Origin of the sequence: Oceanobacillus sojae, assembly GCF_007991515.1 — a bacterium.
Lineage (GTDB): Bacteria > Bacillota > Bacilli > Bacillales > Amphibacillaceae > Oceanobacillus > Oceanobacillus sojae.
On sequence record NZ_BJYM01000003.1, the window covers coordinates 236,705 to 255,106 of the forward strand.

The window sequence follows — 18,402 nt, forward strand, 5'->3', positions numbered from 1 at the left end:
TTATTTATATTATTTCATTGTTGGAGAAATAGTTCAATTAACATGTAACGCATTTTTTTGTATAATCTAATGATCGATATACTATAAAATAGGGTAGACTAGAGTAGAGAGAATGTAAGGAGTGTATACATTGAATCAGGACCTGAATTTAACCCCTTTACCAGAAACTTTTTACCAATATCCCACTTTACAATTAGCAGAAGAACTGCTTGGGTGCGTTTTAGTAAAGCAAACGGAGGAGGGGACGAGCTCTGGATTTATTGTGGAAACAGAAGCATATCTGGGAAGTGCTGACAGAGCAGCACATGGATTTGGAAACCGGCGGACAAAAAGAACGGAGATTTTATATGCTAAGGCGGGGATGACATATACCCATCTCATCCATAATCATTGTTTGATTAATGTCGTCAGCGCGGAGAAGGAAGTACCGGAAAGTGTATTAATCCGGGCAGTAGAGCCTTATACAGGCGTTGATCAGATGCTTGCCCGCCGTCCGGTGAAAAAATTTCAAAACCTGACAAGCGGCCCAGGCAAACTGTCGCAGGCTTTGGATATTAATATGGGTGATTATGGACGGTCTCTTATGGAGCCGCCGTTATTTATTGCTGAAGGAAAGAAGCCTGAGAAAATCAGCAGCGGTCCACGGATTGGTATTGATAATTCTGGTGAGGCAAGGGATTATCCATATCGGTTTTGGGTTGCCGGTAATAAGTTTGTTTCTAAATAAGACCTGAGATCCTCGTTATCATTTGTTGGATAACGAGGATTTTTTCATCTGGAAATGCGAATATTGATTTGGATAGTTTGAGGAAAATATATACTTACTCTATAATGATACTGAGAATTAAAAACTATATGACAGCTTTGAAATTATAGCTGATTATGTTCATAATAAAGACAGAATGCAGGGGAAGATATTGTCTAAAAATATGCAGAGGAGCATGAATGATGAAGCAGATAGAGATTGCAGTAACAGGGATGGGAGCTGTCTCTCCATTCGGTATGGGGGTATCAACTTTTTGGGATAATTTAATTGCGAATCGTTCTGCAGTAAGGGAAATAACAGATGATAATGTAAGCAAATGGACAAAGGTGGGTGCGCGCGTGCCTGAATTTGCGGCTGTCGATTTTCTTCCTAAAAAGATAATCAGAAATACTGATTATTTTACCCAACTGGCACTAATTGCAGCAGATGAAGCATTAAAGGACGCCGGATTGTTCAAAAGTGATGGAGAAACCTTTAGAGATGGTATAGACCGGAATCGCTTTGGAACAGCAATCGGAACAGCATTTGGGGGCATTCAATCCTTGGAACAGGCTTCTGAAAAATTGACGACGGGACGGGCAAAAAGAGTAGGTCCGCGAATGATCTCCAAATCAATTCCGAATGCAGCAGCAAGTACCATTTCTATACAGTACGGATTCCGTGGGCCATCTAATACATATGTAACAGCTTGTGCAGCTTCGGCGAATGCTATTGGTGAATCAGCTTACTGGTTTTTCCGCGATGATGTTGATTATATTCTTGCTGGGGGTGTAGACAGCCTGTGGTCTAATGTTTTTTTATCTGGGTTAGGAGATGCGGGTGCATTGGCAGTAAAAGGACCGGAGGATTTTTCAACGTGGTCCCGTCCGTTTGATGCTGCCCGGACAGGGATGGTAATGGGAGAAGGAGCAGGTTTATTTGTTCTTGAGCCGCTAGAGCGTGCCAAAGCAAGGGGAGCACATATCTATGCAACCTTAAAAGGATACGGAGCCTCCAATGATGCTTATCATGATACATCACCGGACCCAGAAGGAACAAGTGCTGCATTGGCAATCGAGCGGGCGCTCCGTTCAGCACAGCTGGACCCGGCAGATATTGATTATATTAATGCGCATGCAACATCTACACCGGCTGGTGATATTGCTGAAACTAAGGCATTAAAAATGATATTTAGAGAGAGGCTGGATGATATGCCGGTCAGCTCGATCAAAGGCAGTGTCGGACATCTATTGGGAGCTGCCGGAGCGATCGAAAGTATTGCATGCATTAAGGCTATAGAGACAGGAATTTTACCAGCAACACTTCATTCGGAAACACGGGATGAAGAGGCTCCAAAGGATATTGTTCCAAATACAAGCCGGAAGCAGCAAATTAAGACAGCGATGAGTAACTCCTTTGGCTTCGGTGGTCAAAACGGAATTGTGATTTGGCAGGCACCGGAGGCTTAATTTCACGAAGAAAAAAGATGGAATGAATAATGAAATGGAGAGATAACAATGCTTGGAGAACAACAAGCTCGTATAAGTGTGGCAGATAGACAAGCTGTACTGGAAAAGATGTATCCGAGTTGGGAAAAGCGGACAATTGCAGCACATTTTTATAAGCAATGTCAGCAATATGGCGAATCCCCATTGATTATGATGCCGGATAAGGTCGTGACCTATGGAGAAATGTGGGAAATGGCATATGATTATGCAAAAGCGATGCTTCATTTAGGGGTTGCGCCGGGGGAGCATATAGCTATCTTAATGGAAAATGAACCAGAATATGTTGCTTTATTTATTGCTTCCTCAATGGTTGGAGCAATTGTGGTTCCTTTGAATACACAGCTTCAAAAAGAAGAGTTAACCTACATGCTTCGTCAATCCGATACAAATTGGCTGATTACCCATCAATTTGCCGGTAAACAGAATCATGCCGAAGCTTTAAAAGATGTTGTTTATGAACTTCAGGAGGATGCAAAGAGTCCTTTTAAAAAGGCAGTTTGTATACCGAATAAAGATACAGAGATTCCGTCTGTTTATATGCAATGGGACGTATTTTTACAGGGGGCGGAAGCAGTAGAAGAATCCAGTTTAAACAATCGCTGGAAGGAAACCGATGCCCCGGATACTTGTGCGGCAATTATTTATACATCTGGATCAACCGGTTTGCCAAAAGGAGTTATGCTGACAGATGATATGCTGCTCCGTTCTGGTTTTGCGACATGTCTGACTAGAGGATATGAAGCGGGAAGGCGGATTTATGCACCATTGCCAATGTACCATGTTTATTTTCTGCAGGAAGGATTATTTGCTGCTTCCTTTGTAGGAGGAGGTATGGTGACATGTCACGCTTTCCAGCCGCTGCAATCGCTACAGCTGATGGAAAAATACCATGTACATGATTTTCTTGCTGTACCATCGATGCTTGTTGCCTTATTGAATCGCCCGGAGGTTAAAAGTATAAACTTAGATCATCTTTATGCGCTATTATGCTGTGCAGCACCCTCTCCAGTCCCGCTATGGAAAAGAGCAGTAGACGAGCTGGGAGTGACGGAGATTGGAACGGGCTGTGGAGCAACAGAAGCAGGCTCTACGACAATGCTTACTGAAATTGGTGACCCTTTGGAAATTATCTCGACAACAGTAGGGAAGGTGAAAACGGCAGGTATTGCGGGCTATCCGGAATTTGGAGATAAAAGCGTCACCTACAAAATTATTGATCCAGATACGAGGGAAACATTGCCCGACGGGTCTGTCGGTGAGCTTGCAGTACGGGGGAATGTTGTCACGGAGGGCTATTATAAAAAGCCGGAGGAAACAGCTTTTGCAAAGGATAAGGAAGGCTATATCCGCAGCGGAGACTTAGGAATGATTGATGAGCAAGGATATATCCGATTATTAGGCAGAAGTAAAGACCTTTATAAAGTATCTGGAGAAACAGTGGCTCCGAAAGAAGTGGAGGATGTTATTTCCATACATCCGGCAGTGAATCAGGTCTATATTGTCGGTGTACCGGATCAATTAACAACAGAAACAGGTGCCGCATTTATCGAATTAAAACAAGGTGAAACCTGTACAAAACAGGAAATTAGACAACTGTGCCGTGAGCATGTGGCGCGTTTCAAAATACCGCGTTATATCTGGTTTGTGGAAGCGAAGGACTGGCCGCTTACAGGAACAGGTAAGATTCAGAAATTTAAACTGCAGGATATAGCACGGGAAAAATTGAAGAAATAATAGATGAACCCTCCTGTCGAGTGAGATAAATCTTGCTTGGCAGGAGGGTTTTTACTCAGGTGGAATAAGGATATATTTGTAAGTTTGGGATAGATTGAAATATTTCATTTAGCTTGTTAAAAGCTCCCAATTGGTTTTTTTATGAAAAAATATAATAAAAGCGTTTACAAAGAAAAAAATACATGATAGTATACCTGTATACAAGTATTCATAAAAAACATATATGTCTTGAAAGCCCTTTATTATAATAAAATAGAGAAATGCAAGTACATTCGATAACTGATAGAAATATATCTTCAAGGAACAAACAGGTTCCGAAAAAAGATTGTGAGGGATAAAAGTGAATCAAAATAAATTTATGCTCGGCGTGGATATTGGTACAACAAGCACAAAAGCAGTACTTTACCGGGAAACTGGCGAAATAATTGCGCAGAGCAACCAGGGCTATGATCTAAATACACCAGATGTTCGAACAGCTGAGCAGAATCCGGAAGAAATTTATCAGGCAGTACTTTATGTCATCCGGCAAACAATCAAGGACTCAGAGATAGATAAAGAGGATCTTTCCTTTATTTCTTTTAGCAGCGCCATGCACAGCTTAATTGCGATGGACGAAAATAATAAAGCAATTACACCCTGTATCACCTGGGCAGATAACCGCAGCTTAAATTGGGCAAATAAAATCAAGAATGAATGGAACGGTAATGACGTTTACATGCGGACAGGTACACCGATTCATCCTATGTCTCCACTTAGTAAAATTACATGGCTGGAGCAGGAGCATCCGGAATTAGCTGGAAAGACAAAGAAATACATTGGCATTAAAGAATACGTTTTTAATCAATTATTCGGTGAGTATGTGATGGATTATTCTCTTGGCTCAGCTACAGGGATGATGAATCTGGAAGAGCTTGCCTGGGATAAAGGAGCTCTTGAGATTACAGGTATTTCAGAGAGTAAACTGCCAAGGCTGGTTCCTACTACAGAAATTTTTTCTGATTGCCGCTCTGAAATTGCGGCGGATTTAGGGATTGCTCCAGATACTAAATTTGTTATTGGAGCAAGTGACGGGGTGCTTTCTAATATTGGAGTGAATGCAATTAAAGAAGGAGACGTTGCAATTACAATCGGTACAAGCGGGGCAATCCGCACCGTTATTCCCAAACCCCGCACGGATCAAAAAGGGCGTATCTTTTGTTATGCGTTAACAGAAGATCATTGGGTAATTGGCGGACCGGTAAATAACGGCGGCATGGTGCTGCGCTGGATTCGTGATGAGCTTGCTGCAAGTGAAGTAGAAACAGCGAAACGCTTAAATATTGATGCTTATGAAGTATTAACTGCTATTGCGAAACAGGTAGAGCCGGGGTCAAATGGATTGTTATTCCATCCATTTTTAGCCGGTGAACGTGCTCCACTTTGGAATGCCAATGTCCGCGGGTCATTTATTGGCTTAACTTTAAATCATAAAAAAGAACATATGGTTCGCTCTGCTTTAGAAGGAGTTATTTTTAACCTATACACAGTGTTCTTAGCATTGGTAGAAGTAATGGATGTTCCAGTGAGGTCTATCAAGGCAACAGGAGGTTTCTCAAAATCAGGGCTTTGGCGTCAAATGATGGCAGATATTTTTGATCAGAATGTTATTGTTCCAAAAAGCTATGAATCTTCTTGCCTGGGAGCTTGTTTACTCGGACTGTATGCAGAAGGAAAAATTGATTCTTTCGATGTTGTGGAAGAATTGATTGGGTTTACGCATCAGCACGAACCAAATCCAGAGCATATTCAGGCTTATCGGGAATTAATGCCAATCTTTATTAATATTTCACGTTCACTCGAACAGGAATATGAACAGATTGCAGCTTATCAAGAAAGAAAATCATTAGAAAATAAAAAGAAATAGAACGGGAGATGAAGAAAGATGGAAAATATTTTTCCGCTTATCATTGTTGCGTTAGCAGTAACTGCATTGCTGCTGCTTATCATGAAGTGGAACCTGAATACGTTCATTTCATTGATTGTCGTTGCTTTTCTGACTGCATTAGCATTAGGAATGTCTCTTGGAGAAATAGTTGATACGGTTAAATCGGGATTAGGGGGAACATTAGGCGATATTGCACTCATTTTCGTTTTTGGTGCAATGTTAGGTAAATTAGTTGCTGATGCCGGGGGAGCACAGCGTATCGCTTTAACGCTGATTAATGCATTCGGTAAAAAACGTATCCAATGGGCGGTAGTAATTGCTTCCTTTATTATTGGTGTTGCGCTGTTCTTTGAGGTAGGACTGGTACTATTAATTCCGATTGTTTATCAGATTGCGAAAGAAATTAAATTGCCATTATTATACCTTGGTTTACCAATGACAGCTGCATTATCTGTAACGCACGGATTCTTGCCGCCTCATCCGGGACCAACAGTTATTGCAGAGCAATATGGGGCAAATATTGGTGTAGTACTGCTAATTGGTATCGTTATTGCGGTTCCGACAGTTATTCTTGCAGGGCCGTTGTTTACAAAGGTTGCTCAAAAATTAGTGCCGGACGCTTTTTCAAGGATCGGCAATATTGGATCTCTTGGTAACACTAAAACATTTAAAGAAGAAGAAACACCTGGATTTGGTATTAGTGCCCTGACTGCGCTTTCTCCAGTGATTTTGATGGCGGTTACAACGATAGTGCAGCTGTTTCAGGAAATTGGCGGTATTGCGGATAATCTGTTCTTTGAAATAGTGCGTACGATTGGTGATCCAACCACGGCTCTCCTGCTTTCTCTGTTATTTGCTATTTACACAATGGGAATAGCGCGCAAGATTCCAATGAAGACATTAATGAGTTCAGCAGAGGAATCAGTTCGCGGGATTAGTATTATTCTGCTGGTTACTGCGGGCGGTGGTGCTTTGAAGCAGGTATTAATCGACGGTGGTGTCGGTGATGCAGTAGCTAATATTTTTTCCGGCACGAGTATGTCTCCCATTTTTCTTGCCTGGTTAATCGCAGCTATTCTCAGAGTTGCATTAGGATCGGCAACAGTAGCGGCATTGACAACTGCCGGAATGGTTATCCCATTAGTAGAAGGATCTGATGTGAATTTGGCATTGATGGTATTAGCTACAGGTGCCGGAAGTCTGATTGCTTCACACGTAAACGATACAGGATTTTGGATTTTTAAGGAATATTTTAATTTATCTATGAAAGAAACATTTGCAACATGGACGTTGCTGGAAACAATAATTTCTGTATCGGGTCTTGTATTTACTCTATTATTCAGCTTATTTATTTAAAGAAATAATCTGTAAAAAATTGTAAGGTTATCAGACAGGTACCGAATTTATTTGTCAGAGCGAAAAAAGCTGCTAAAATCTTATATTTTCATATAGTGTACAGTATGTGTTCAAATTCCTGCAATGTAATTTTTACAGTGAGAATTTGAACACTTTTTTAAAGGAAGGGAATGAAGAAAATGAATTCAATTGGTGTCTTTGGACTAGGTGTTATGGGAGCAAACCTTGCTATGAATATGGCGAACAAGAATGGAAAAGTAGCTATTTATAATTATACATCTGATTTAACAGATTCATTTCAAGCAAAGCATCAAAATAAGAATATTGAAGCGCATTATCAGTTGGACAGCTTTATAAATTCTTTGGAAAAACCAAGAAAAATCTTTCTTATGGTTACAGCGGGACAAGTTGTGGATTCGGTTATAGCCAGTCTCCTGCCATTATTAGATCAAGGCGATATTATAATGGATGGAGGAAACTCTAATTTTCTGGATTCTAACAGGAGGTATGGATACTTAAAGAAAAAAGGACTCCATTTTATTAGTGTTGGTGTTTCAGGTGGAGAAAAAGGTGCTTTGAATGGGCCAGCGTTAATGCCAAGCGGAGATAAAGAGGCCTATCAGCAGGTCGCTCCAATTTTAGAAAAAATTGCCGCACAGGTAGATGGCAAGCCATGCTGTTCGTATCTTGGCAAAGAAGGCTCAGGACACTATGTGAAAATGGTGCATAATGGAATTGAATATGCAGATATGCAGCTTATAACAGAAGCCTATCAATTCTTACGGGAGAGATTAAAGCTTGATGTCAATCAGATTGCTGCTATTTTTGAAGAATGGAATAATGGGGAGCTGGAAAGCTATTTGATGGAAATCACGTCTGCTATATTAACCCATGTTGATGAGGAGACAAATCTTCCTATGGTTGATGTGATTTTAGACAAATCAGCTCAAAAGGGAACCGGTAAATGGACAAGCCAAAATGCATTGGATATCGGTGTATCCTTATCTATTATTACAGAATCCGTATTTATGCGCTTTTTATCAACTGTAAAGGAAGAGCGTATGATTGCGGAACAAGAGCTGAACGGCCCTAATCCATTTATGGGGGCGGTTAATAAAAAAGAGTGGATTGAACTGGTGCGTCAGGCATTATTTATGGGAAAAATCTGTACCTACGCGCAAGGATTCTACCAATATAAACAGGCTTCTGAGCAATATAAATGGGAGCTGCAGCTGGATGAAATTGCTTTGATTTTCGGTGGAGGTTGCATTATTCGTGCGGGTATCCTGAATGAAATCAGTAATGCATTTAAGGAAAATAAGGAGCTGTCAAATCTTTTTCTTTCTCCATACTTCAAAGACAAGCTTAATAATTATCAAGAGGCTATTCGTAAAGTAGTGATAAAAGGGATGGAGACAGGGCTGGCGCTGCCATGCTTCAACGCTTCATTGATATATTATGATGGCTATCGTTCTGCAAAAAGCGGTGCAAATATGATTCAGGCACAGCGCGATTATTTTGGAGCTCATACGTATCAGCGTGTTGACAAAGAAGGCGATTTTCATACAATCTGGTAAAACAAGTTTTGACTTTAGTTAATCAGGTAATACAGTAGCGGTTTCCTTTTTGTATAATTTTATCATTTCCCCATCTTAAAATAACATAATAAAAAATACCCTTTCAATTAGGTGGTTACCTTAATCGGAAAGGGTATTTTTATTGTCAATAAAAGTTATAAATTTTATTTGTAATAAAACCTAACATTTTATTGACAACAAACCTAACACTAGTGTAATATAAAAAAATCAAAGAAAACATTAAAAGCTAATCTATCTATAAAAGTTTAAAGAAAGCAAGTATAAGATAAGAGGATTTAGTATGTTTCTTCGCGAACACTGATTTCAGGTTAAAAAAGAGTTATCGCTGTAAAAAATGCAGTGGAAGCTTTCTTTTCATAATTATTAAAGATATTTTTAGGAGGGGAACAAATGGCAGAAAAATTAACAAAAGAAAAAATTTTAAAGCAGATTAAAGAAGAGAATGTGCGTTTTATCCGTCTTCAGTTTACTGATATGCTGGGCACAATTAAAAACGTTGAAATTCCTTTAAGTCAATTAGATAAGGCGCTGGATAATAAAATGGCTTTTGATGGTTCCAGTATAGAGGGGTTTGTACGTATTGAAGAATCAGATATGCTTCTATATCCTGATTTAGATACATTCGTTATTTTCCCATGGACCTCTGAAAAAGGTAAGGTGGCACGTTTTATCTGTGATATTTATAGCCCTGATGGTACTCCTTTCGAAGGCTGTCCGCGTTATAATCTGAAGCGTAATCTGAAAAAAATGGAGGAATTAGGTTTTGATGCCTTTAATATTGGTACAGAGCCGGAGTTCTTCTTATTCAAATTAGATGAAAAAGGAGCGCCGACATTAGAATTAAACGACCAGGGCGGATATTTTGATTTAGCACCGACAGATTTAGGTGAAAATTGCCGTCGTGATATTGTGCTGGAGCTTGAAGAAATGGGCTTTGAAATTGAAGCATCACATCACGAGGTGGCGCCGGGACAGCATGAAATTGATTTTAAATACTCCGATGCATTAAAGCATGCGGATGATATTCAAACATTTAAATTGGTAGTAAAAACAATCGCCAGAAAGCATAACCTGCACGCTACATTTATGCCGAAGCCTTTATTTGGCGTAAATGGTTCCGGGATGCATACAAATATGTCTCTGTTTAAAGGGAAGAAAAATGTGTTTTTTGATGAGAGTGCAGAGCTGCAATTAAGTAAAACTGCATATCAATTTACTGCTGGTATTCTTGTCCATGCCACAAACTTCACAGCGGTAACAAACCCGACAGTAAATTCTTATAAGCGTCTCGTTCCCGGCTATGAAGCACCTTGTTATGTAGCTTGGTCTGCTTCAAACCGCAGTCCTTTAGTTCGTGTTCCATCTTCCCGCGGACTAAGTACACGTATTGAGGTGCGCAGTGTTGACCCGTCTGCTAATCCGTACATGGCTTTAACAGTTCTATTAGCTGCAGGTTTAGATGGTATCAAAAGAGAATTGAAAATACCAGAATCGGTCGATCGTAATATTTATGTGATGAATAAAAAAGAACGGGAAGAAAATGGGGTAAAAGACCTTCCAGCTACTCTGAAAGAAGCGATGAGCAAACTTGAAGAAGATGAAGTGCTCGTAGAATCTTTGGGTGAGCATTTATTTGAACATTTTATGGAAGCGAAGGATATTGAATGGGATATGTTCCGCACTTCTGTTCATCCTTGGGAACGGGAGCAATATCTGACAAATTATTAAAGCTGGTTTATAAAAAAAGGTATTGCGGCGCTTATTAGTCAACTGCAATACCTTTCCTTTTATACTATTATAATGCTCTGTCTAAATCCTCAATTAAATCATCTGCATCCTCTATTCCAACTGAAATTCGAAGTAATGCTTTGGATATCCCAAATTCCTGCTGCCTGTCTTCCGGGATAGTTGCATGTGTCATTTTTGCCGGCACGGATATAAGGCTTTCGACCGCTAAGCTGACAGCTAATTGGAAAATCTGAAGCCAGTATAAAAGATGCCAAAGAAAGAAGCGTTAAGCATTGGCGAACGGCTGCTGGACAGAGTGGGTTACTTGCTCATAAAAATCATTATCCAGTACAGCTTTCAGGAGGGCAGGAGCAGCGCGTTGCCATCGCCCGTTCATTGGCGATGGATCCAAAGGTAATGCTCTTCGACGAACCGACCTCAGCACTTGATCCGGAGCTTGTCAGTGAAGTTTTAAAAGTTATGCGTGATTTGGTAAATGAAGGAATGACAATGGTTGTTGTTACGCATGAAATGAAATTTGCCGAGGAAGTGGCAGACGAGGTTATTTTTATTGATGATGGGTTTATTGTTGAAAAGAGAGAACCGGCACAAATCTTCAGGGAACCTGCCAAAGAAAGAACACAACGATTTTTAAGCCTGATTCGATAGGTTTGATTTAGTGTATATAAAAGGGAGGAGTTCTTGTAAAAAGAATCCTCCCTTTTATGTTAGTCAGCCGGATAATCCGATCCATTCCAGCTCAGGCATCCATTGTGTCATATGCGATTTTATTTCAGACATAACTTCATCCAAATCCTCAATTTGTTCCTCAGATGCTTTTTCTAATGGAACTACTTGGATATTTGACATTGTATCTCCATCTTCCTCAAACTCTACAAAGGTTGGCAGAAAACGTGGGGCCTTGACACGCACCTCATCTTCCTCCTTTACCAAATCAAATTCAAAAATCCCGCCAATACGATTGTAAAATTGATATTGACCTGACAGGAAGTTTCCTAAAGAATAAGCTACTAATGTTTTATTTCCTTCTTTTCCTTCCAGCCATTCGACTGGCTGAAGAACATGTGGATGATTACCGATCACGACATCAACGCCAAGATCAGCAGCGTATTGCGCTAAATCCGCCTGATCCTGATTAGGCGTTCTCTCTTCTTCTACGCCAAAATGTAAGCTGACAATGGTTACATCGGCAAGCTCATTTGCTTTTTCGACTTCTTCTTTTATCTGCTCACGGTCAATCAAATTAACGAGATAAGGTTTGCCATCAGGTATGGGCATGCCGTTTGTTCCGTATGTGTAGCTCAAAAAAGCAACAGAAATATCCTGGTCTGTTTCTAATACTCTAATTTCAGACTGGTCCTCTTTACTTTGGAAGCTTCCGGTGTAAGGCATGCTGATTTCTTTATAATAGGCAATAGCATTTTGAATTGCTTCTTCTCCTCTATCTAAAGTATGGTTATTTGCCATTGTTACGATATCAACACCTGCATCCTGCAGGTCATCTCCAATTTCAAAGGGACTGTTAAAATTAGGATATCCAGATAAACCGATAGATTCGCCGCCCATAATGGTTTCCTGGTTGGCAATAGTGATTTCGGGTTCTTTTAAATAATCTGCAACCTCAGCAAGCATCGGTTTGAAATCATATTTTTCTCCATCCCAAGCATCGTCGTAGACACGGTCATGAATTAATATATCTCCAATTGCAGCAACAGTAACTTTAGGATCAATCTCATCCGTTTCTTTAATTGTCTGGGAGTTCTCCCTCATGGAATGAGAGGAGCCTGTATTATTATCGGGAGATGGAGTGCAGGCTGTTAAAAGAAAGAAAAACAATAAAAAAGATATGAAAAATTTAAATTTATACATGAAAAATCCTCCGGTACGTATTTGTTTCGGCTGAGCATGCCCGTTTATTCTAACAGACAGGAAGGATGCTCCAGCTGTAATGGAGCATCTACTTTTGTTACTCTGAAAAGATTGTTTAATTAACTTGGAATAATAACATTGATTTTAGAATGTCTTTTAGATATCCTACCATAAAAAACACATTAGACAAATAGTGATTTCATCAGCATAAAAGCTTATAATGAAAGAATCTTCTTCATTTCAGATGAGAGGCCTAACCAACCTGGAGATTAAAAGAGGTGAATTGATTTGTTATACTTTATTGCTTCCATACCCCTGTTATTTTTAATTCTTTTTCTAATCAGTTATTTGCAGGATCCCCGTAAACTGATTAATGGACTTTTGTTTAATGGATTTTTAATCACATTCTTTTTCTTCTGTGCATTCTTTTATATATACATCGATGGTCCTTATCAATATCTGGTATTAGCTTTTCCGTTAATACTATTAATTGTTCTGATACCGTTTGGTGTGCTCGCATTAATTGCCGGCTTATTTTATAATGCAAAAGTGCTGAGAGAGAAGGAAGGAAAAAGATTCAGGAATTCTTTAACCTTAATGATGGCCATCGTCATACTTGCTTTAATTATTATTAATATCGTTAATCCGGAACAGTTTTTCCCGGAGTATTTACAGCCGCTTTTTGGGGGAGCTGGGTTGGTCGTTGTTTATGTGTTATTACATATGTTTAATTTTTTGACAGCCTATGGATTGAATCAATGGAATCGGCCGAAACGGGATCAGGATTTCATTATTGTATTAGGAAGCGGATTAATCAATGATCGCGTTCCGCCATTATTGGCAAGCAGAATTGATAAAGCGATTGATTTTTATCATCGGCAGAAAGAAGTCTCAGCTCCTCCTAAAATTATTTTTTCCGGAGGACAGGGGCCTGATGAGGGTATTTCTGAGGCAGAAGCAATGCAAAGCTATGCAGTGGAAAAAGGGATACCAATCGAAGACACTATTCAGGAGAACAAATCTGTCAGCACATATGAAAATATGAGATTTTCCAAAAAAATCATGGATAACATGAATGGAGAAGGAAATTATCATAGCATTTTTGCGACAAATAATTTTCATCTGTTCCGTGCCGGGATTTATGCAAGAAAAGCAGGTTTAGACAGTCAGGGAATTGGTTCAAAAACAGCATTTTATTATTGGCCGAACGCAATGGTCAGAGAATATATTGCTGTGGTTGTCATGGGGCGCCGGCGCCATTTTCTGATCGTAAGCTGTATCATGGGCTTTTCTTTGCTACTGGCAATCATCAGCTATTTGTTCACATAAGAAATCATCCAAATAAAAAAGAAATCCAAACACGTCAAATTCTAATGGAAGAATGCTGATAAATGTTTGGATTTCTTTTTATTTTACCCAATCAGGAATTTCTATTCTGTTAAGAATTTCTATTTCCTTCTCGCGGTCATCTGTATACGAGCTGACCTTTCTTAAATCGTCATCCGCCCGTCCCGGGTGCGTCATCACTTCGATTGATTGTACATTTTCTTTTTGAAGAACGTCGAATAAATTATCGGTGACACCTTCTTTGTAAAATCCTGTCCACAATGTATCCGTCCAGCATATTTCCGGGTGGTCTGATAAAGAATCAACATATCGTACAGGGACATTATATTCTTTAGCAAGCTTGATAACTAGATTTTTTAAAGGAGGCCAGCCATGAACATGATGGTGGCTGTCGATATGATTCAGTGCTAAACCTGTAGCTGTATAAGCATCCAATTGTGCACGCCATTCCGATTCAATCTCGGCAAGGTTCGGAGTCTCCATATCACGAAAACTACTGGTGAATTTAAAGGTTCCATCTGATTTCACAAGATTTGGAACAGAGGGATGAAGGGGAAATCCCCAAGTTAACACAAGATGAATCCCAACTTTTAAATTAGGATTTTCTTTTGCTTTTTCTACAGCATAGCCGGTGGCAAGTCCATTCATCATTAATGTTGTTGATGTGACACAGCCGTTTTGATGTGCTTGAATGATTCCATCTGTAACACCTTTTGTCAGTCCAAAATCATCTGCATTAATTTCTATTCTCATATTAAAAACACTCCTGATAGATTTGTAGTTAAATAAGAAAAATAGTTTTATGATTAAATTCTTATTCAGAAATAACTATGTCCACCTTTAAACGCCGAACGTTACACCACTCCCAAATAGCGTGAATTCAGGAATATACATCTCGAAACGGGTGTATTACGCTTTTGGTTCTTCCTTGTTATAGGAACGTTCAATAGAAAAGTTAGTCTTATCTCCCCGAAAGAAGGATCTGGAAAATTCGACTTTATTCCCTTGTTCATCCTCAGCCGATGTTTCAATATAAAAGCAGGGAAGCCCTTGTTCACATTCTAAAAATTTGCATATCTGCTCATCTGCAAAGACTATTTCAATATTTTCTGAGGTTTTTGCAATCCACACATCAAAGAACTCATCTAATGATTTGTATAAAGAATTACCAGCATGTTCTATTGTAATTCCAGGAGCAACAGACCAGGGAACATAAGCTACTTCGTACTGTGTCGGCTCTCCATTGGCTTTGCGGACACGTTCGATACGCTGAATTGGATCCTGAAGATTTACGTTTAGTTGATTAGATAATAACTCATTTGCGGCAACGACAGAAATGTCTGATACCTCAATTTCCGGATGTTTACCCTGATCGGCTAATTGATCACTATACCGTCTGATGGTTTGTGATAATGCCTGGTTTACTTTCTTGTCAGCCACAAAAGTACCCCGTCCTTGCTGACGTAATAAATATCCCTCTAATGTAAGCTGATTTAATGCAGTACGAACGGTGGTACGGCTTACATTAAAACTTTTACATAATTCCAATTCAGGAGGAATTTTTTCACCAGGCTGGTATTGGTTTGTTTTAATACGATGTAACAATTCTTCCTTGATATAAGTGTGTAGTGATTGGTTTCTCTCCATAGGTTCCGTACTCCTTTAACGACACTTTTAAAAAATCATACCCTTTTAAGTGTAAAAGTACAAGGGATAAAACATTGAATAGGACTAAAGACTCATTAAAGATGCCATGTCCTTCTGGTTATTGGTTAAAACAGTAAATAATCGTTTCTGTTATAAAGATAGTTTACAAGATAATAAATAAAAAAACAATTGTTATAACAAATTTATTTTATTTTGTGTAGACAAATAAAAATTTGTATGATACATTTAAATCGAATTAATTCAAAAACAATTAAAGCGATTACAAAAATAGCAATAAAGGAGTAATAAATCATGTCTTTAAAAGTAGTAATTATCGGTGGAGGATCCAGTTATACTCCAGAAATTTTAGAAGGACTTATTCAAAGGCAACCTACATTTCCAGTCTCAGAAATTGTTCTGGTTGATGTTGAAGAAGGAGTGGAAAAGGTAGAGACAATTTGCCAACTGGGAAACAGAATGATTAAAGAAGCCAAAGTAAATATTAAATTAACCTGGACTTTGGATAGGAGAGCAGCTTTACAAGGAGCGGATTTTGTTTCCACACAGATTCGGGTTGGCGGATTAGCTGCTAGAGCTCAAGATGAACGCATTCCTCTGAAACATGGTTTGATTGGTCAGGAGACAAATGGTGCTGGCGGGATAATGAAAGCGTTTCGAACGATTCCGGTCTTAATGGAGGTGGCTGAGGAAGTACATGAAATCTGTCCGGATGCCTGGATGATTAACTTTACAAATCCGGCAGGTATGGTTACAGAAGCACTGCTAAACCACTCAGCACATAAAAAGGTTATTGGTGTCTGTAATATACCATTTAATATGCGTCATTCTACAGCGGAATTATTACAAGTGCCTCCAGAGGATGTATTAATTCGATTTATCGGGTTAAATCATTTTGTATTTGGAGATCGTGTCTATGTCGGCGGAGAGGATCGAACAGAGGATGTATTCCAGAAGCTGATTCAAAAAGAGTTTGATTACAGCCCGGCGAATATTATGCCATTAGATTGGTCAGAAACATTTATTAAATCCACCAAGCTGTTGCCAAATCCATATCATCAATACTATTTCCAATCAGAAACCGTATTGGAGAAGGATTTAAAAGCTTATGAAGAAAATGGTACACGTGCTGAAATTGTTCAAGAATTAGAAGCATCCCTTTTCGAACTGTACAAGCAGGAGAGTCTTCGGGAAAAACCGGAAGAATTAGAAAAGCGGGGCGGTGCTTTTTACAGTCAGGTTGCCTGCAGTTTGATGGATTCCATATATAATAATAAAGAAGACATCCAAACGGTAAATACATGGAATCACGGCACCATCCCTGAATTACCTTATGATGCAGTAATTGAAGCAAATTGTGTCATTACAAAGAATGGTCCAAAACCAATCACAATTGGTGAAATTCCTGCACCGATGCGAGGAATGATCCAGAATATGAAAGCAATGGAAGAACTGGTTATTAAAGCGAGTATTTCAGGGGAGTATGAGGATGCTTATAATGCATTTTTAGTAAATCCGTTGATTCAGGATGAGAAAAAAGCAAAAATTGTTTTAGATGAACTTATAGAAGCACATAAAGATTATTTACCACAATTTAACCGGTAGGGGGAAGAAAGATGAATAATAAATTTATGCAAAAATTTATTGAAATTGCTGGTCGTATTGGTTCACAACGTCATTTAGTCGCTATTCGTGATGGTTTTGTAGCAACAATGCCTTTAATTATTATTGGGTCATTAGCTGTTTTAATTAATAATTTTCCTGCGTTTGGCAGCTTTAGTATTGTGGATATTTTAAACAATATTTTTGGAGAAGGGAACTGGCAGACAGTTGGGGGAAGCATTTGGAATGCCACGTTCGCAGTTATTGGACTACTCATTTCGTTTACGATAGCTTATAATTTAGCTAAGTCCTATGAAGTAGATGGATTATCTGCCGGTTTAATATCGATAGCTTCATATATTATGCTCGTACCGGTTACAGAGGATTTTGGTCTGAATATGAACTGGTTGGGAACGCAGGGACTTTTTGTAGCAATTATTGTAGCGCTTATTGTAACAGAACTATTTCGTCTTCTTATTAAGGCAAATATCACAATTAAAATGCCTGAAGGAGTGCCTGAGGGTGTAACCCGCTCATTTGCTGCGTTAATCCCAGCAATGATTATTCTTGCATTTGTAGGCTTATTCCAGGCAATTGTAAGCGTATTTGTAGAAATAAGTGTTTTTGAAGTTATTTTTAATCTTATTCAAGAGCCGTTGCAGGGACTCGGAAATACACTGCCGGCAGCATTGGTCGTTGCATTCTTAAATCATTTACTATGGTTCTTTGGTCTACATGGTACAAATATTATTGGATCTGTTATTGAGCCGGTTTATCTGCCGCTTATTGAACAAAATGCAAACCTGTTCCAGCAGGGGATGTCCGCATTCGATGTGCCGAACATTGTTACAAAACCATTCTTGGATTCCTTTGTCTTCATGGGTGGATCAGGAACTACACTGGCATTATTAATAGCAATATTTATTGTGATTCGCCGGGAAAAGAATCATCCGTATCGTGAGGTAGCAAAATTATCTGCACCTGCAGGGATATTTAACATCAATGAGCCAGTAATTTTTGGTTTACCAATTGTACTAAATCCAGTATTCTTAATCCCGTTTATTATCGTTCCTGTTACCCTTACTATTATTTCGTACTTTGCCTTATCTTGGGGACTCGTACCAAAAACAGTAGCAATTGTTCCATGGAATATCCCGCCGATATTGAGTGGCTACTTAGTAACTGGCGGAAGTGTTAAAGGAATTATCCTTCAGCTGGTCAACTTAACAGTCGCCATACTGCTATACGTTCCATTTGTAATGGCAGGTGTACGTGCGATGAAAGAAAAAATGGGAGGGCAATAAG

13 protein-coding genes and 2 pseudogenes are annotated in these 18,402 nt (G+C 39.2%); 11 read left to right on the plus strand and 4 right to left on the minus strand.

The window, feature by feature from the left end; all coding sequences use genetic code 11:
- The first annotated feature begins 130 nt into the window (after positions 1-130).
- The 7 genes from OSO01_RS04805 to glnA all read left to right on the plus strand — a co-directional run bounded on the left by OSO01_RS04805 (position 131) and on the right by glnA (position 10,593).
- Positions 131-727 carry a DNA-3-methyladenine glycosylase gene (locus OSO01_RS04805; protein WP_147209228.1) on the plus strand — a complete coding sequence of 199 codons (597 nt, stop codon included), beginning with the start codon at positions 131-133 and terminating at the stop codon, positions 725-727.
- A 221-nt stretch (positions 728-948) separates the two neighbouring features.
- Positions 949-2,214, plus strand: a complete 1,266-nt coding sequence (locus tag OSO01_RS04810) for a beta-ketoacyl-[acyl-carrier-protein] synthase family protein (protein WP_147209402.1) — start codon at positions 949-951, stop codon at positions 2,212-2,214.
- A 48-nt stretch (positions 2,215-2,262) separates the two neighbouring features.
- Positions 2,263-3,987 (plus strand): class I adenylate-forming enzyme family protein, encoded by a 1,725-nt coding sequence (locus OSO01_RS04815; RefSeq protein ID WP_147209230.1) that lies wholly within the window; start codon positions 2,263-2,265, stop codon positions 3,985-3,987.
- 358 nt (positions 3,988-4,345) lie between these two features.
- Positions 4,346-5,890, plus strand: a complete 1,545-nt coding sequence (gntK, locus tag OSO01_RS04820) for a gluconokinase (RefSeq protein WP_147209403.1) — start codon at positions 4,346-4,348, stop codon at positions 5,888-5,890.
- An 18-nt stretch (positions 5,891-5,908) separates the two neighbouring features.
- Entirely contained in the window at positions 5,909-7,267 is a 1,359-nt protein-coding gene (locus OSO01_RS04825) for a gluconate:H+ symporter (RefSeq protein ID WP_147209232.1), read from the plus strand.
- A 179-nt stretch (positions 7,268-7,446) separates the two neighbouring features.
- Positions 7,447-8,844: a decarboxylating NADP(+)-dependent phosphogluconate dehydrogenase gene (gene gnd, locus OSO01_RS04830; protein ID WP_147209404.1), complete on the plus strand. Its 1,398-nt coding sequence runs from the start codon at positions 7,447-7,449 to the stop codon at positions 8,842-8,844.
- Between the two features lie 411 nt (positions 8,845-9,255).
- Positions 9,256-10,593, plus strand: a complete 1,338-nt coding sequence (gene glnA / locus OSO01_RS04835; RefSeq protein WP_147209234.1) for a type I glutamate--ammonia ligase — start codon at positions 9,256-9,258, stop codon at positions 10,591-10,593.
- 67 nt (positions 10,594-10,660) lie between these two features.
- Here glnA and OSO01_RS04840 read toward each other — a convergent pair.
- Positions 10,661-10,849, minus strand: a pseudogene (locus OSO01_RS04840) (PLP-dependent transferase); the annotation flags it as partial.
- A gap of 62 nt (positions 10,850-10,911) precedes the next feature.
- On the opposite strand from OSO01_RS04840, the pseudogene OSO01_RS04845 reads away from it, so the two are divergent.
- Positions 10,912-11,262 (plus strand): annotated as a pseudogene (locus tag OSO01_RS04845) (ATP-binding cassette domain-containing protein); the annotation flags it as partial.
- A 63-nt stretch (positions 11,263-11,325) separates the two neighbouring features.
- Here OSO01_RS04845 and OSO01_RS04850 read toward each other — a convergent pair.
- Positions 11,326-12,483: a CapA family protein gene (locus OSO01_RS04850; RefSeq protein WP_246145051.1), complete on the minus strand. Its 1,158-nt coding sequence runs from the start codon at positions 12,481-12,483 to the stop codon at positions 11,326-11,328.
- Positions 12,484-12,771: 288 nt separating this feature from the next.
- Here OSO01_RS04850 and OSO01_RS04855 point away from each other — a divergent pair, with 288 nt between their 5' ends.
- Positions 12,772-13,812, plus strand: coding sequence for a YdcF family protein (locus OSO01_RS04855; protein ID WP_147209241.1), 1,041 nt, complete (start codon positions 12,772-12,774; stop codon positions 13,810-13,812).
- A gap of 78 nt (positions 13,813-13,890) precedes the next feature.
- Here OSO01_RS04855 and chbG read toward each other — a convergent pair whose 3' ends face one another.
- Both chbG and OSO01_RS04865 read right to left on the minus strand, forming a co-directional pair.
- Positions 13,891-14,583, minus strand: a complete 693-nt coding sequence (chbG, locus tag OSO01_RS04860; RefSeq protein WP_147209242.1) for a chitin disaccharide deacetylase — start codon at positions 14,581-14,583, stop codon at positions 13,891-13,893.
- A gap of 156 nt (positions 14,584-14,739) precedes the next feature.
- Complete coding sequence (locus tag OSO01_RS04865; RefSeq protein WP_147209244.1) at positions 14,740-15,477, minus strand: GntR family transcriptional regulator; 738 nt, start codon at positions 15,475-15,477, stop codon at positions 14,740-14,742.
- 312 nt (positions 15,478-15,789) lie between these two features.
- Between OSO01_RS04865 and OSO01_RS04870 the strand changes: the two genes are divergently transcribed.
- Together OSO01_RS04870 and OSO01_RS04875 are read left to right on the plus strand one after the other, a co-directional pair.
- Positions 15,790-17,100: a 6-phospho-beta-glucosidase gene (locus OSO01_RS04870; RefSeq protein WP_147209246.1), complete on the plus strand. Its 1,311-nt coding sequence runs from the start codon at positions 15,790-15,792 to the stop codon at positions 17,098-17,100.
- An 11-nt stretch (positions 17,101-17,111) separates the two neighbouring features.
- Complete coding sequence (locus OSO01_RS04875) at positions 17,112-18,401, plus strand: PTS sugar transporter subunit IIC (protein ID WP_147209247.1); 1,290 nt, start codon at positions 17,112-17,114, stop codon at positions 18,399-18,401.
- The last annotated feature ends 1 nt before the right edge of the window (position 18,402 follow it).